Below are 15652 nucleotides of genomic sequence, written 5' to 3' on the forward strand. Positions count from 1 at the left end.
CACCACCAACGATCACGGAACACATAACTCATGGCAAAAACCGCCGCTAAGAAGGCTGCCCCCAAGAAGGCAGTGAAAAAGGTCGCCGCGACCAAGACCGCAAAGCCGGCCAAGGCCGCTGCTGCCAAGTCCGCTGCGCCGAAGCCGATCAAGGAAGCGCTGAGCAAGACCGGCCTGGTCGCGCACATTGCCGAATCCACCCAGCTGGCTCCGAAGGACGTTCGCGCTGTTCTGGCGTCGCTGGAAACGGCCGCCCATTCGTCGCTGAACAAGAAGGGCGCCGGCTCGTTCACCCTGCCGGGCATGCTGAAGCTGACCAGCGTCCACGTGCCGGCCAAGCCGAAGCGCAAGGGCATCAACCCGTTCACCAAGGAAGAGCAGACCTTTGCAGCGAAGCCGGCCAGCTTCAAGGTCAAGGCGCGCCTGCTGAAGAAGTTGAAGGACGCCGCGCTCTAATCGAGCATGCCTCCGGTGCCACGAAGGCGGCCTGCGGGCCGTCTTTTTTTTGCGCACGTGACCGCCCGCCTCACTACCCACATGCCGCTCATCGGCACTTGCCTACCCTGCACGCTGATTCGCAACGCAGCAGGTGCATGTGACCGATCCATCGTCTCCCCGCCCATCCACACCGATGCCATCGGCAGCCCGCAGCCCTGCACGTCGCCTGCGCCGCCTGCTGGTGTCGATTGCACTGCTGTGCGTCCTGGGTGTGGCGGCGCGCTGGGCATGGCAATTGCCGATTGCCGAACAACTGCGCACCAGCTGGGAGCTGTCGCGTATGCCGCCACCGGCGCAGTTATCGGTACCGGTCGAAGGGGTGCAGGCGCGCCGCATCGCCGATACCTTCGGCGCACCGCGCGGTCGCGACCGACGCCATGCCGGCGTGGATATCTTCGCGCCGCGCGGCACGCCGGTGCTGTCCGCAACACGCGGGGTGGTCAGTGCCATCCGCGATCAAGGCCTGGGCGGCAAACAGGTCTGGGTGCTCGGGCCGGCGATGGAACGCCATTACTATGCGCACCTGGACGATTGGGCCGCCGGCCTGGCCGTTGGCGATGTCGTCGAGCCCGGCACACGGCTCGGCATGGTTGGCACCACCGGCAACGCGCGCGGCACGCCGCCGCATCTGCACTATGGTGTCTATGGGCGCAACGGTGCGTACGATCCGCTGCCGCTGCTGCGCAAACCCGTGCCACAGCCGGCACAGTGAGCATGCTGGAACACTGCGTCATGGCCCGCGCTATCGAGGCCGTTGCTGGCTGCGCCTATGGTGGAGTCAGCCCAAGGAACGACGCCCTTTCCATGTCCCGAAAACGCTATCGCATTACGGTCACGCCCATCGAGAGCGATGGCCGCCCCTGCAGCGATCGCTGCACCATCGAATTCGAACAGCGCTCGCGTGCCGACTGGATGCGGTTGCTCGAGGAACTGCACCTGCGACGCGATCTGAGCAGCGACGAATGTGCCGCACTGACCGTCGGTTCGCAGCTGCTGGAAGACCTGGCCGCCCGCCCGCGCGCGCAGCCAAGCGATGCGCTGGAGGCCTTGCGGCCAAAACTGCAGTTGTTGCTGGAGCGCCTGCAGCGCGTGCAGCCGGCTCCCGGCAGCTGAGACCGACGCCGCGGTGATCGCTACACTGCGCACATCGGGGACGGGAGATGCGCCATGCGTGGGTTGGGGATCGTCATGTTTGCAGCGGCCATCGCCGGTTGCAGTTGTCATCGCAGCGCTGACGAAGAAACCGCCGCGGCAGCGTCCTCGCAAGTCATGGCGGCAACCAAGACGCCAGGGGTCGCCACTGAGGGCGATGCGCCCGCACGACCCGCAACCGATGCCAGCCCTGACGATGCCGCCGCGCGCGCCAGCTTCGCCAAAGCAAGCGCAACCGTGCAGCGGTATCTGGGCGCCTTGCCCGGCGCGGCGCGCGGCGATGCCGATGCACTGTGGAGCGGTGGTCGCCCTGCGCCGGTACCGGACGATGCGGCGCTGCGCAGCATCACCAACATCCAGTCGATGCGCATCGACAACGACCCGCCCATCGCACTGGACCACGCGCAGCCCACGCGCCTGATCGAGGTGCCGGTGCGGCTGATCGTGCGCACCGAGGCCGGCACCCAACGCCTGGCCGGCGCCTACCGGCTGCAGCCGCGCAGCGGCAGCGACGACTGTGAGATCTATTCGGCCACCCTGCATCCGGTGTTGCGCTAACCCACGGTTCACCGGCACCGACTAAGGTGATCTCCACCTGTTGCCGGAGTCACCCGATGAAACTGCGTTCGCTTGCCGGATCCCTGCTTGCCCTGGCTCTGGCGCTACCGACGACCGGCGCGTGGGCGACGCCGCAGATCCAGGGGCACCAGATCAGCGTGCAGGGCAGCGACCTGCAGCAGTTCCTGGGTGGTCGCTTCCCGCAGACGCATGATGCGCTGGGCGGCCTGGTCGAGATGACGTTCAGCAATCCGGCGCTGTCGCTGCCGCCGGGCGACCGGCTCAAGATGGCATTCGATCTGGCGCTGGCCACCGCCGGCGGCGCGCCCGCACCGGTCGGCAATGTGACCTTGACCAGCGCACTGCGCTACGACACCGCCAAGCAGGGCTTTTACCTGGATCAGCCCACCATCGATGACTTCCGCCCGGCCAACGCCGGCGCAAGACTCGACCAAAGCACCCGCCAGCTGCTCAATACCTGGCTGGCCGATTACGCGCGCAAGGAGCCGATCTATCGCATCGACCCGGCCATCGCGGCGGTGATGGGCAATGTGCAGGTGGAGTCGGTCGGCATCCAGAACGGCCGCGTCGCGGTCAATTTCAACCAGAACATCGAGCAACTGGTGCCGGCAGCCGCACTGTCCGGGAAATAGGCCCTCGCACCGGTCGCGACGCAGCATGGACGTACGCCGTCATGCCGTTGCGCCAACTCACGCGAACCATGATTGGATCAAGACAAAGGCCCGGCGCCACCACGCCGGGCCTTTGCTTTCATGCCGTCACCATTGCAACGATGCGATCAGGACGCCAGGGCCTTGGCCACCGCGGCGGTGAAGGCCGGGATATCGTCTGGCTTGCGGCTGGTGATCAGCGTCCCGTCGACAACGACTTCTGCATCCTGCCAGCGTGCGCCGGCATTGCGCAGGTCGGTCTTGACCGACGACCACGAGGTGACGTCGCGATCGCGCACCAGATCGCTTTCCACCAGCAGCCACGGGCCGTGGCAGATCGCGGCAACCGGCTTGTCTGCGCTGGCAAAGGCCTGGATGAATGCGATCGCCTTGGCGTCGCCGCGCAAGGTATCGGGGTTGAGCACACCGCCCGGCAGCACCAGCGCATCGTAGGTGTCGACCTTGGCCTGGTCCAGCCGCTGGTCCACCGGCACCGAATCGCCCCAGTCGGTCTTGTCCCAGGCGCGAATCTGCGCGGCGTCACCGGGCGCGATCACATCGACCTTGGCACCCCAGGATTCCAGCAGGCGTTTGGGCTCAGTCAGTTCGGACTGTTCGAAGCCGTCGGTGGCCAGCACGGCGATGGTCTTGCCGGAGAGCGAATAAGACATGGGGGACTCCTTGCTGAAAAGAAGCCCGCACGCTAGTCGTGCAGCTGTTGCACGTGGGTGAACCGATGTGTGCGCCGCGTCAGTGCGGGCAGCCGCACGCGCGTGCTCAGCGCTTGGGCTGAAGCATCGTGCCGGTGCAGTTCTTGGACCCGCAGCGGCATGCCCAGATCTTCTTCAGACGCGGCGTATGCCGCTCGGCCAGCGTGATGCCGTAATTGTAGGTGAGCTCTTCGCCGGCCTTGATCGCGCGTTTGGCCTCGATGAAGATCTTGTCCTTGCTACGGTCGTCGCCTTCGGCCTCTTCAATCACCGCTTCGCAATTGGGATTGCAGCTGTGGTTGATCCAGCGCGCGACATTGCCCTCGTAGTTGGCATCCAGCACGTAGTCGTCGCTGAGCGTGAACAGGAAGGTATGCCCGCTTTCGACATCGCCGGTGTCATCGGCATCCACTTCCGCGTGCGTGCGCAAACGCCCCTTGTACTGGATGATGCGCTCGCCTTTGCGGAGCGCGGCGAGGGCGAACATGCCATTGCCGTGGATACGTGACTTGCGGGCGGCAACTTTGCGCGACATGAAGGGGTCCAGTGATGGGGCCGCTCATTGTGACTGCAGTGCGACGATGCGCCAAGCACAAGCGCACCATCGCTCGCAACGGCGCACGCTTGCCGGCGGCTGAACCGGGCGGTTGGCCCTGCCCGGCCGGAAAGAGTACAATTTCGGTCCGCTTTAAGGTTATCGCCTTCTCATGTTGCGCGTCACCAAACTCACCGATTATGCCACCGTCGTGTTGACCGTCCTGGCAGCGCGCTGCGGGCAGGTGCTCAGCGCCAGCGAACTGGCCGAGCAGGCCGGCCTGGAACCGCCGACCGTGAGCAAGATCCTCAAGCCGCTGTCGCAAGCGGGCCTGGTCGAAGGGCTGCGCGGCGTGCATGGCGGCTACCGCCTGGCGCGCGCGGCCAGCGAGATCACGCTGGTGGAGATCGTCGAGGCGATGGAAGGCCCGCTGGCGATCACCGAATGCAGCCAGGACCACAGCCAGTGCGGCATCGCGCAGACATGCGGGGTGCGCTCCAACTGGCGCCTGATCAACGACGTGGTCGGCGATGCATTGCGTCGCGTCACGCTCGCCCAGATGTTGCAGCCCCTCTCTCTCCCTGGCGACGGCCGTCGGCGTTCCATCGCCGCACGCGTCGCGACCACCTGACCCTGTAGGCAGCCCGATGGCCACCGAACTTGCACCCCCGCAGAATGCCGAAATTATCGAACGGTTGGGCCGACGCTATGACGCCGGCTTCATCACCGAGATCGAATCGGACTCGCTCCCGCCCGGCCTGGACGAGGACGTCATCCGTGCGTTGTCGGCCAAGAAAGACGAGCCGCAATGGATGACCGACTGGCGTCTCGAGGCGTATCGGCACTGGCTGAAGATGCCGATGCCGGAATGGGCGAAATTGAAGGTTTCGCCGATCGATTTCCAGGCATTGAGCTATTACTCCGCGCCCAAGGGCCCGAAGTACGCCTCGCTGGACGACGTGCCCAAGGAGCTGCTCGATACCTACGACAAGCTCGGCGTGCCGTTGCACGAGCGCGCCCGGCTGGCCGGCGTGGCAGTGGATGCGGTGTTCGACTCGGTCTCGGTCGGCACTACCTTCCGTAAGGAACTGGCCGAAAAGGGCGTGATCTTCTGCTCGATGTCCGAGGCCATCAAGGAACACCCGGAGATCGTCAAGCAATATCTGGGCAGCGTGGTGCCGGTCGGCGACAACTATTTCGCCGCGCTCAACTCGGCGGTGTTCTCCGATGGCAGCTTCGTGTTCATCCCGAAGGGCGTGCGTTGCCCGATGGAACTGAGCACCTATTTCCGCATCAACGCCGGCCACACCGGGCAGTTCGAACGCACCTTGATCGTGTGCGAGGACAAGGCCTATGTGTCGTATCTGGAAGGCTGCACCGCGCCGATGCGCGATGAGAACCAGTTGCACGCGGCGGTGGTCGAGCTGGTGACGCTGGAAGATGCCGAAATCAAGTATTCGACCGTGCAGAACTGGTATCCGGGCGACGAGGAAGGCCGTGGCGGCATCTACAACTTCGTCACCAAGCGTGCCGAGTGCCGCGGCGCGCGCAGCAAGGTCACCTGGACCCAGGTCGAAACCGGTTCGGCGATCACCTGGAAGTATCCCTCCTGCGTGCTGCTCGGCGACGATTCGGTCGGCGAGTTCCATTCGGTGGCGCTGACCCATCACCGTCAGCAGGCCGATACCGGCACCAAGATGATCCACATCGGCAAGCGCACCAAGAGCAAGATCGTCAGCAAGGGCATCAGCGCCGGGCGCGGGCAGAACACCTATCGCGGCCTGGTCAAGGTGGACCGCAATGCCGATGGCGCGCGTAACTACACCCAGTGCGATTCGTTGTTGATCGGCAAGCAGTGCGGCGCGCATACCTTCCCCTACATCGAGGTGAAGAACCCGGGCGCCACCGTCGAGCACGAGGCCACCACCTCCAAGATCAGCGACGACCAGCTGTTCTATTGCCGCGCGCGCGGCATCAGCCAGGAAGACGCGGTGTCGCTGATCGTCGACGGCTTCTGCAAGCAGGTGTTCCGCGAGCTGCCGATGGAGTTCGCAGTGGAAGCCAAGAAGCTGCTGGAAGTCTCGCTGGAAGGCAGCGTCGGCTGACGCCGACGGAATCGGGAGTGGGGAATGGAGAATCGGTATTGGTTCTCTTTCCTGCTCCTTGCCGCGCCAACGTCTCGCATTACCCATTCCCTATTCTCGATTCCCTATTCCCATGCTTACGATCAACAACCTCCACGCCAGCATCGCCGGCAAAGACATCCTCAAGGGCCTGTCGCTGGACATCCAGCCGGGCCAGGTGCACGCCATCATGGGGCCCAACGGCGCCGGCAAGTCCACGCTGGGCAATGTGCTGGCCGGGCGCGACGGCTATGAGGTCAGCGCCGGCAGCGTGCAGTTCGAAGGCAAGGACCTGCTCGAGCTGCCGCCGGAAGAACGCGCGGCGGCCGGTCTGTTCCTGGCCTTCCAGTACCCGGTGGAAATCCCCGGCGTCAACAACACCTACTTCCTGCGCGCGGCACTCAATGCACAGCGCAAGGCGCGTGGCGAGGACGAGCTGGACTCGATGCAGTTCCTCAAGCTGGTGCGGCAGAAACTGGCCGTGCTGCATCTGAAGGACGAGTTGCTGCACCGTGGTGTCAACGAAGGGTTCTCCGGTGGCGAGAAGAAGCGCAACGAAATCTTCCAGCTGGCCGTGCTCGAACCCAAGCTCGCCATCCTGGACGAGACCGATTCGGGCCTGGACATCGACGCGCTCAAGAGCGTGGCCGATGGCGTCAACGCGCTGCGCTCGCCGGAGCGTTCGTTCCTGGTGATCACCCACTATCAGCGCCTGCTCGACTACATCACCCCGGACGTGGTGCATGTCCTGGCCGAAGGCCGCATCGTGCAGAGCGGCGGCCCGGAACTGGCGCTGGAGCTGGAAAAGCACGGCTACCACTTCCTCAAGGACCGCGTGGTGCCCGAGGCGGCTGCCTGATGAGCGCCCTGCTGGAATCCCTCGCCCGTGGCTTCAGCGGCAACGATTCGCGCCGCGCCGAGCTCGATGCCGCGCTGCAGACCGGCCTGCCCGGCCCGCGCGCCGAAGCCTGGAAATACACCTCGCTGCGGCAGCTGGAGCGGCGCAGCTTCCAGCCCGCGCCTCTGGTGCCGACGTTGATCGACGCCGCGTTGCTGGACGAGATCCCGTCGCCGCGGCTGGTATTCGTCAACGGCCGCCCGTCCGACGCACTGAGCGACCTGTCGATGCTGCCGGACGGCGTACAGCTGGACACCTTGTCCGCGTCGCTGGCCGCAGGCGACGACGCGCAGCAGTTGCTTGGCCGCCGTTTCGAAGGACGCGACGAAATCTTCGCGCGCCTCAATGCCGCGCTTGCCGACGAAGGCGTGCTGGTGCGCGTGCAGGACGGCGCGCAGATCGAGGCGCCGCTGCACCTGGTCTTCATCGGCGTGGCCGGCGAGCACGACCTGTCCTGGCACCACCGTCACCTGATCGAACTGCGCGCCGGCGCGGCGCTGAACGTGGTCGAGCATCACCTGCATGTCGGCGATGCCGCGCATCTGCACAACAGCCTGATGCATGTCCATCTGGCCCAGGATGCGGTGCTGTCGCATGCGCGCGTGCAGGCCGACAGTGCGCACGCAACGTCGCTGCTGCGCACTGACGCGGTGCTGGCGCGCAATGCGCGCTACCAGCGCGTGGACCTGGAACTGGGTGCCAACCTGTCGCGCCACGAGCTCAACGTGCGCCTGGAAGGCAATAACGCCCAGCTCACCGCCAATGGCGTGCTGCTCGGCAACGGCCGCCGCCATGTCGATACACGCCTGGGTATCGCGCACATCGCCCGCGACACCAGCTGCGAGCTGGTCTGGCGCGGCGTGGGCGCCGATCGCAGCCGGGTGGTCTTCCACGGCGGCATTAACATCCGTCCCGGCGCCGACGGCACCGACGCGCGGCTGTCGAACAAGAACCTGCTGCTGTCGGCCAATGCCGAGATCGATACCCAGCCGGTGCTGGTGATCGATGCCGAGGAAGTGCAGGCCGCGCATGGCGCCACCGTCGGCCAGCTCGACGACAATGCCCTGTTCTATCTGCGCTCGCGCGGCCTGCCGCAGGCCGAGGCGCAGCGTTTGCTGAGCGCCGCGTTCTGCCACGAGCCGCTGCGCATGCTGCCCAGCGCGCTGGGCGCGGTGCTGGCGCTGCAGCTGGATCGCGCACTGACCTCGGCAGGCGTGGCATGAACGCGCCCGCCACCACGCACCTCGCCGCGCCGGACTGGGAGCGCGTGCGCTCGGATTTCCCGTTGCTGATGCGGCAGGTGCATGGCAAGCCGCTGATCTATTTCGACAACGCCAACACCGGGCAGAAGCCGCTGCAGGTCATCGCCGCGACCGACGAGTTCTATCGTCGCCAGAACGCCAACGTGAGCCGCGCAGTGCATGCGCTGGGCACCGAGGCCACCGATGCCTTCGAAGGCGCGCGCAGCAAGCTGGCACGCTTTCTCAACGTACGCGCCGACGAACTGGTGCTGTGCAGCGGCACGACCTTTGCGATCAATCTGGTCGCTTATTCCTGGGCGCTGCCGCGCCTGGGCGCCGGCGATGTGATCCTGATCTCGCGCATGGAGCACCACGCCAACATCGTGCCGTGGCAGCTGGTGGCGCAACGCACCGGCGCCACCATTCGCGTGGCCGAGATCACCCCGGACGGCGCGCTGGATCTGGATGCCTTGCGCAAGGCGATGACGCCGCAGGTCAAGCTGCTGGCGATCACGCATGTGTCCAATGTGCTGGGCACGGTCAATCCGGTGCGCGAGATCTGCCGCGAGGCGCGCAAGCGCGGCATCGTCACCGTGGTGGATGGCTCGCAGGCGGCGCCGCATCGGCGTATCGACGTGGCCGGCATCGGCTGCGATTTCTACGCCATCACCGGCCACAAGATGTGCGGGCCCACCGGCACCGGCGCACTGTGGGCGCGTCGCGAACACCTGCAGGCGATGCCGCCGTTCCTGGGCGGCGGCGAGATGATCAAGGAAGTGAGTTTCGAGGGCACGGTGTTCAATGATGCCCCGCACAAGTTCGAAGCCGGCACGCCCAACATCGCCGGATTCATCGGCCTGGGCTCCGCGGTCGATTACCTGGAGTCGGTCGGCCTGGCGCATGTGGAAGCGCGCGAGGCCGAGCTGCTGGCGCACTTCACCGAGGAGCTGCAGCGCATCGACGGCCTGCGCATCTTCGGCACCACGCCGGACAAGGCCGCGGTGGTGTCGTTCCTGATCGAAGGCGCGCATGCCCACGACCTGGCCACCCTGCTCGACCTGGAAGGCGTCGCGGTGCGCTCGGGCCAGCACTGCGCGCACCCGCTGCTGCAGTACTACGGCGTCGCCGCCACCTGCCGCGCCTCGCTGGCGTTCTACAACACGCATGACGAGATCGAGCGCTTCGTTGCTGCGCTGGTGAAGGTGCGTCGCCTGCTGGGTTGATTGGAATCGGGAATCGGGAATGGAGAATCGACAATACGGCTCTCCCGCAGACTGATGCGGTTCGACACGTGGAATAGCTCATCGAGCGGCGCAACGCTTTTCCCGATTCCCGATTCCCGATTCCCGATTCCCGATTAAACTGCTCCCATGCAGACCACCACCTTCCGTACCGCCACCGTCGACGATATCGACGCCCTCGTGTCACTGGTGACCTCGGCCTATCGCGGTGATGTCAGCCGGGTGGGCTGGACCACCGAGGCCGACTTTCTCGACGGCGCGCGGATCGATCCTGCAGTCCTGCGCGAGGACCTGCTGCGCGATCGCAGCCTGGTGCTGCTGGTCGAACAGGACAGGCGCCTGCTGGCCTGTGCGCATATCGCCGACGACCAGGGTGCCGGCTACTTCGGCATGTTTGCGGTCGACCCCGCGCTGCAGGGCAGCGGGCTGGGCAAGACGCTGCTGGCCGAGGCCGAGCGTATCGCCCACAGCGAGTGGCAGCTGCCGGTAATGCGCATGACGGTGATCGACATTCGCGCCGAGCTGATCGCGTTCTATGAGCGACGCGGCTACCGCCGCACCGGCATCACCAAACCGTTCCCGTATGGCGACGCGCGTTTCGGCGTGCCGCTGCGCCAGGACCTGCGCTTCGAGGTGCTGGAAAAACCGCTCGGCGGCGCAGCGCTGTGAGCGACACCTGGACCTTTGTCTGCGCCAGCGAAGCGCTGCTGCCCGGCGAGCTGCAGACCGTCTGGGACGAGGTAACCGATGCCCCGATCGTGATCTTCAACCTCGACGGCGAGCTGTACGCGCTGGAAGACCGCTGCAGCCATGAAGACTATGAATTGTCGCCGGGCACGTTCGACCCCGTAGAAGGCAGCATCGAGTGCCTGCTGCACAGCGCCCGCTTCGACATCCGCGACGGCCGCCCGCTGTGCGCACCGGCCTACACCGCGGTGCCCAAATTCCCGGTCAAGCGCGAACACGGCGGCATCTGGACCCGCGACGACCGCTGACAACGGCCGCATCCGCGCGCGTTACGGCAGCCGTGAGTGGAGGCCACGCACGGCGCTGATCTGCAGTGGGTCGCTGTCCTGCATGCACACCCCGGAGTCCGCAGCTCCGCGCCCTGCATGGGAATCCCCCTGCCATGTCAGCGAGCGCGGCCGGCTTGGAACGCGGCTGTTGGGCCGGCGAGCAGGCGCAGATACGCGCATCTCTCACGCATCTCTGCCTTGGGACTGCAGCTGCCTGATGCCTCAGGCGGCGCGGTTTGCCCCTTGGCCTGGCAGGCACCAAGAAAGATTGCAAAGAAGAATGATTTGCATTTAAGATCCCAGCCCTTCAGGCCTTCTTAACAACTGGCCTGCCCTGCGATCCCATGCGCCTAGCCCTGCTCGACACGTTTTTCCTGACCTTGCCCCGCATGCGCCTGGCTGCGCAGCGCATGCGTGTGTCCGGACACTGGTCGGGCCGACTGGCCGCCTCGGGCTAGCGGGCGCGCTCCCCGACCTGCCTTCCCATCCCGCATCCGCCGAGCCATCGCCAGGCCGGAGCCTCGCTTTCCTCTTCGAGACGCCTCATGACTCCCAGGATTTCCCCGCTCACCTCGGCCGTGCTGCTGACGCTGTCCGCTCCTGCCTTCGCCCAGCCCGGCGATGCGCCGGCGCCTCCGGGCGCGGTCGATCTGGACGCCATCCGGGTGCAGCAGGAACGTGCGCAAAAGCCGTCCTCGCCCAAGTACACCGAGGTGCTGCGCGACACGCCGCAGACGATCACCGTGGTCACCAAGCAGACCATGGACCAGCAAAACCTGCTGTCGCTGCGCGACGTGCTGAGCACCCTGCCCGGCATCACCTTCGGCGCGGGCGAAGGCGGCGGCGGCTATGGCGACAGCATCAACCTGCGCGGCTTCACCGCCAGCAGCGACATCACCACCGATGGCGTGCGCGACAGCGCGCAGTACAGCCGCAGCGACACCTTCAACCTGGAAGCGGTGGAGCTGATCAACGGCGCCAACTCGGCCATGTCCGGCGCCGGTTCGGTCGGTGGCAACATCAATCTGGTGACCAAGACCGCCGGCCAGGGCGACTTCACCAACGTCGTGGTCGGAGGCGGCAGCGACCGCTATGGCCGGCTGACCGCCGACAGCAATTACGATTTCGACAACGGCACCGCCGTGCGCCTGAACGCGATGGGCCACACCCAGGACGTGCCGGGGCGCGATGAGGAATTCCGGCATCGCTGGGGGTTTGCGCCGTCGGTGGCCTTCGGCCTGGGCTCGGATACCCGCTTCACCCTGAGCTACCTGCACCAGCACGACAACAACCTGCCGCAGTACGGCGTGCCGTTCGCGCTCAGCCCGTTCAACGACGGTCCGCTGCCGGGCGTGGACCCGGAAACCTTCTTCGGCTACCGCAACACCTCGCGTCAGGACATCGACGTGGACATGCTGACCGGCGTGCTGGAAATGGACTTCGACGACACCGTCAAGCTGCGCAGCCTGGCGCGCGTGCAGCGGGTCGACCAGACCACCAACGCCACCGCGCTGCAGGGCACCTGGTGCCTGCCCGACGGCACCGATCCGTACACCGGCCGCGCCTGCGCCGGCCAGCCGGCGGCCAGCTGGAATCCGAACAGCGGCCCGCGCGGCCTGGTGCGCGAGACGGAGAACTTCATCGCGCACAGCCAGACCGACCTGACCGCCACCTTGCACACCGGCGCCATCGAGCACCGCGTGGTCGCTGGCGTGGCCTTCAGCAAGGAAGACTTCGAACTCGATAGCGGCACCACCTTCCGCAATGCCGATGGCTCCACCACCGGCATCACCTATCCGCTGCAGTCCTTCGACAATCCCTACAACGTCTGGACCGGCCCGCAGAACTATTTCCGCACCGGGCGCAGCAAGGGCAGCCTGACCAACCAGGCGGTGTACCTGTTCGATACCTTGCAGTTCAACGAGCAATGGATGCTCAACCTGGGCGGCCGCTACGAGCACAACGAAGGCGACAGCACCACCTATACCGTCAACGCCGCCGGCAACGTCACCGGTGTGAGCCCGGGCTTCCCGGCCGGCAGCGAAGAGGACCTGTTCTCGTATCGCGCCGGCCTGGTCTTCAAGCCGGCCGAGAACGCCAGCCTGTACCTGTCCTACGCCAACAGCAAGACGCCCTCCAAGGCCTCGGTCAACGGCTCGTGCACGCCGATCGCCACTGCCACCGCCGGCGCCAACTGCAATGTCGAGCCGGAGACGGCGGTCAACATCGAACTGGGCGGCAAGTGGGACGTGCTGGACCAGCGCCTGGCACTGACCGCCGCGCTGTTCCGCAACGAGCGCGAAAACTACAAGGTCAACAGCGGCGACCCGCTGATTCCCGAGCAGGTGCTGGACGGCAAGGCGCGCGTGGACGGCATCGCGCTTGGCGCCGCCGGTTACCTGACCGAGCGCTGGTCGATCTTCGCCAACTACACCTTCCTGGACAGCGAAGTGCTGCAGAGCGTGTCCAACCGCACCGAGAGCCTCACCGGCGACCCGGTGGCCGGACGCGAGCTGGTGCAGACCCCGCGCAATGCCGGCAACATCTGGACCACCTACACGCTCAACCAGTGGACCTTCGGCTACGGCGTCACCTACCAGGGCGGCTTCTATCCGAATAATTCCTCGGCGGCCGCCTACATCAAGACCGATGACTACTGGGTGCACCGCGCGATGGTCGGCCTGCGCGTCAACGACTGGCTCAGCCTGCAGTTGAACGTCAACAACCTGTTCGACGAGGAGTACTACACCAGCGTGCGCAACAACCTCACCGTCAACGCCGCAGGGACTGTCACGGCGGGCAATGGCTGGGCAATTCCTGGCGAAGGCCGCTCGGCGGTGTTGAGCGCAACGTTTAGTTTCTAAGCCTCCGGCACGCCGCCCGCACAGTGCGGGCGGCGTGGAGATCTGCCCATGTTGCTGCCCATTCCCGATGTCCTCACCCCCGCACAACTCGGCGAGTTGCGGGCACGGCTGGACGCAGCCGACTGGGCGGACGGCCGCATCACTGCCGGCCATCAGTCCGCGCAGGCCAAGGACAACGCACAACTGCCCGAAGACAGCGCCATTGCACGCGAGGCCGGCGCGCTGGTGCTCGAGGCGCTCGCGCGCAACAGCACGTTCTTTTCGGCGGTGTTGCCGCGGCGCATCTATCCGCCGCTGTTCAACCGCTACAGCGGCGGGCAGTCGTTCGGGTATCACGTCGACAACGCGATCCGTTACGACCGCAGTCGCGGCGGCGCAGATCCCATCCGCACCGATGTCTCCGCCACCTTGTTCCTCAGCGACCCGGACAGCTACGACGGCGGCGAGCTGGTGATCGAAGACACCTACGGCACGCAGTCGGTGAAGCTGCCGGCCGGGCACCTGGTGATCTATCCCGGCACCAGCCTGCATCGGGTAATGCCGGTGACCGGCGGCGCCCGTGTGGCGTGTTTCTTCTGGACGCAAAGCATGTTGCGCGACGATGCGCAGCGGCGCCTGCTGTTCGAACTGGATGTGTCCATCCGGCGGCTGACCCAGGACACCCCCGGCCATCCGTCGCTGATCCAGCTCACCGGCGTGTACCACAACCTGTTGCGGCAATGGGCCGATGTCTGAGCCCACACTGGACCCCACGCAGTTGATCGACCTGCTGCGCACCCACCCCGATCGCGCGATCGCATGTCTGCGCAAGGCCGCCGAGCGCCAGGATCTGGCGGCGCAACTGCTGCTCGCGCAGCTCTACGCCGAGGGCCGCGGCATCCCCGCCGATCCGGCCATGGCCATGCTGTGGTACGAGGTGGCCGCCAATGCCGGGCATGCGGAAGCGATGAACCAGTTGGGGCGTTGCCATGAACTGGGCTTCGGCACCGCGTGCAACGCGGTGCTGGCGGCGCTGTGGTATCGCCGCGCCGCCGAACATGGCCTGGATTGGGGCATGTACAACCTTGCGCATCTGTACGGCTCCGGGCGTGGCGTGCCACAGGACCACGCCCAGGCGCTGGCGCTGTACCGCACGGCCGCCGAACGCGGGCACGCCAAGTCGATGAACTTTGTGGCGCGCTATCTCGACCAGGGCCTGGCCTGCACCGCGGATCCGATCGCTGCGCGCCACTGGTATCGCCGCTCTGCAGAAGCAGGCGATTTTCGCGGCCAGGCCAGTTACGCCACCTTGCTCGCGGATGCCGGCGACCTCGATCAGGCCGAGCGCTGGATGCGCCGTGCGATCGCCGGCGGGCATGCCGGCTTCCTGCAACAGCTCACGCCGTTGCTGGCGGGTGCAACGCACCCACGTCTGCGCGCGTTGCTGAGCGAAGTGACCGCGCGGCAATCGCAGTTGCAGCCGTCGCCGGCAGCGGACGTGGCCTGAGCGGCATGGCCACTTCCAATGACACCCTGGCCACCACGCAGCAACGCCGCGGCTTCTGGCTGCGCATGCTGCATCAATGGCACTGGATCAGTTCGGCGCTGTGCCTGATCGGCATGCTGCTGTTCACCATCACCGGGCTGACCTTGAATCACGCCGCGCGCATTGAAGCCAGCCCCTCGACCGAACACCGCACGCTCACGCTGCCGCCGGCACTGCTCAAGTCTCTGGGCACCCGCGAAGATGGCGACGCCCCGCTGCCACCGCGCGTGGCGCAGTGGCTGGGGCGCGAGCTGGAGATCAGCATCGGCACGCGCAACGGCGAATGGTCGGCCGACGAGGTGTATCTGGCGCTGCCGCGCCCCGGCGGCGATGCGTGGCTGAGCCTGGATCGCAACACCGGCGCGATCGAATACGAGCGTACCGGGCGCGGCGCCATCGCCTATCTCAACGACCTGCACAAGGGCCGTAACGCAGGGCCAGCCTGGGGCTGGTTCATCGACGTGTTCGCCATCGCCTGCCTGGTGTTCTGCATCACCGGGCTGTTCCTGCTGCATCTGCATGCGCGCCAGCGCCGCATGACCTGGCCGCTGGTCGGCCTGGGCCTGCTGATTCCGTTGCTGCTTGCCCTGCTGTTGATCCACTGACCTTTCTACCGGAGA

18 protein-coding genes are annotated in these 15652 nt (G+C 66.2%); 16 read left to right on the forward strand and 2 right to left on the reverse strand.

Going from position 1 to position 15652, the window contains the following annotated elements; translation table 11 throughout:
* Positions 1-30 precede the first annotated feature (30 nt).
* The 5 genes from CPBF1521_RS16395 to CPBF1521_RS16415 all read left to right on the forward strand — a co-directional run bounded on the left by CPBF1521_RS16395 (position 31) and on the right by CPBF1521_RS16415 (position 2861).
* Entirely contained in the window at positions 31-456 is a 426-nt protein-coding gene (locus CPBF1521_RS16395) for an HU family DNA-binding protein (RefSeq protein WP_104583086.1), read from the forward strand.
* Positions 457-631: 175 nt separating this feature from the next.
* Positions 632-1210: a M23 family metallopeptidase gene (locus CPBF1521_RS16400; protein WP_115677637.1), complete on the forward strand. Its 579-nt coding sequence runs from the start codon at positions 632-634 to the stop codon at positions 1208-1210.
* Between the two features lie 92 nt (positions 1211-1302).
* Positions 1303-1611, forward strand: coding sequence for a DUF3861 family protein (locus CPBF1521_RS16405; RefSeq protein ID WP_104583084.1), 309 nt, complete (start codon positions 1303-1305; stop codon positions 1609-1611).
* Positions 1612-1665: 54 nt separating this feature from the next.
* Complete coding sequence (locus CPBF1521_RS16410) at positions 1666-2208, forward strand: hypothetical protein (RefSeq protein WP_328589316.1); 543 nt, start codon at positions 1666-1668, stop codon at positions 2206-2208.
* 56 nt (positions 2209-2264) lie between these two features.
* Positions 2265-2861 carry a YceB family lipoprotein gene (locus CPBF1521_RS16415; protein ID WP_115677638.1) on the forward strand — a complete coding sequence of 199 codons (597 nt, stop codon included), beginning with the start codon at positions 2265-2267 and terminating at the stop codon, positions 2859-2861.
* 146 nt (positions 2862-3007) lie between these two features.
* Here CPBF1521_RS16415 and CPBF1521_RS16420 read toward each other — a convergent pair whose 3' ends face one another.
* Entirely contained in the window at positions 3008-3550 is a 543-nt protein-coding gene (locus CPBF1521_RS16420; RefSeq protein WP_115677639.1) for a type 1 glutamine amidotransferase domain-containing protein, read from the reverse strand.
* 106 nt (positions 3551-3656) lie between these two features.
* Positions 3657-4124: an SET domain-containing protein gene (locus CPBF1521_RS16425; RefSeq protein ID WP_016902346.1), complete on the reverse strand. Its 468-nt coding sequence runs from the start codon at positions 4122-4124 to the stop codon at positions 3657-3659.
* A 172-nt stretch (positions 4125-4296) separates the two neighbouring features.
* Here CPBF1521_RS16425 and CPBF1521_RS16430 point away from each other — a divergent pair, with 172 nt between their 5' ends.
* From CPBF1521_RS16430 to CPBF1521_RS16480, 11 genes are all read left to right on the forward strand, one after another.
* On the forward strand, positions 4297-4755 hold the full coding sequence (locus tag CPBF1521_RS16430; RefSeq protein ID WP_115677640.1) for an SUF system Fe-S cluster assembly regulator: 459 nt from the start codon (positions 4297-4299) through the stop codon (positions 4753-4755).
* 16 nt (positions 4756-4771) lie between these two features.
* The gene (gene sufB, locus CPBF1521_RS16435) at positions 4772-6229 is read left to right on the forward strand and encodes a Fe-S cluster assembly protein SufB (protein WP_104583080.1); all 1458 of its coding nucleotides are present in this window, start codon (positions 4772-4774) and stop codon (positions 6227-6229) included.
* Positions 6230-6341: 112 nt separating this feature from the next.
* Positions 6342-7106, forward strand: coding sequence for a Fe-S cluster assembly ATPase SufC (gene sufC / locus CPBF1521_RS16440; RefSeq protein ID WP_054591439.1), 765 nt, complete (start codon positions 6342-6344; stop codon positions 7104-7106).
* The gene (gene sufD, locus CPBF1521_RS16445; protein ID WP_104648132.1) at positions 7106-8368 is read left to right on the forward strand and encodes a Fe-S cluster assembly protein SufD; all 1263 of its coding nucleotides are present in this window, start codon (positions 7106-7108) and stop codon (positions 8366-8368) included. The genes sufC and sufD overlap by 1 nt, the downstream gene beginning before the upstream one ends.
* Complete coding sequence (locus CPBF1521_RS16450) at positions 8365-9609, forward strand: cysteine desulfurase (RefSeq protein ID WP_115677641.1); 1245 nt, start codon at positions 8365-8367, stop codon at positions 9607-9609. Before sufD ends, CPBF1521_RS16450 begins: the two co-directional genes overlap by 4 nt.
* 147 nt (positions 9610-9756) lie before the next feature.
* On the forward strand, positions 9757-10296 hold the full coding sequence (locus CPBF1521_RS16455; RefSeq protein WP_115677642.1) for a GNAT family N-acetyltransferase: 540 nt from the start codon (positions 9757-9759) through the stop codon (positions 10294-10296).
* Positions 10293-10622, forward strand: a complete 330-nt coding sequence (locus CPBF1521_RS16460; RefSeq protein ID WP_104583076.1) for a non-heme iron oxygenase ferredoxin subunit — start codon at positions 10293-10295, stop codon at positions 10620-10622. The genes CPBF1521_RS16455 and CPBF1521_RS16460 overlap by 4 nt, the downstream gene beginning before the upstream one ends.
* Before the next feature lie 566 nt (positions 10623-11188).
* Positions 11189-13507, forward strand: a complete 2319-nt coding sequence (locus CPBF1521_RS16465) for a TonB-dependent receptor (RefSeq protein ID WP_115677643.1) — start codon at positions 11189-11191, stop codon at positions 13505-13507.
* 48 nt (positions 13508-13555) lie between these two features.
* The gene (locus tag CPBF1521_RS16470) at positions 13556-14242 is read left to right on the forward strand and encodes a Fe2+-dependent dioxygenase (RefSeq protein ID WP_115677644.1); all 687 of its coding nucleotides are present in this window, start codon (positions 13556-13558) and stop codon (positions 14240-14242) included.
* Complete coding sequence (locus CPBF1521_RS16475) at positions 14235-14993, forward strand: tetratricopeptide repeat protein (protein WP_115677645.1); 759 nt, start codon at positions 14235-14237, stop codon at positions 14991-14993. The genes CPBF1521_RS16470 and CPBF1521_RS16475 overlap by 8 nt, the downstream gene beginning before the upstream one ends.
* Before the next feature lie 5 nt (positions 14994-14998).
* The gene (locus CPBF1521_RS16480) at positions 14999-15637 is read left to right on the forward strand and encodes a PepSY-associated TM helix domain-containing protein (protein ID WP_115677646.1); all 639 of its coding nucleotides are present in this window, start codon (positions 14999-15001) and stop codon (positions 15635-15637) included.
* Positions 15638-15652 lie beyond the last annotated feature (15 nt).

The sequence above is a fragment of the Xanthomonas euroxanthea genome (genome assembly GCF_900476395.1).
Taxonomy (GTDB): Bacteria; Pseudomonadota; Gammaproteobacteria; order Xanthomonadales; family Xanthomonadaceae; genus Xanthomonas; species Xanthomonas euroxanthea.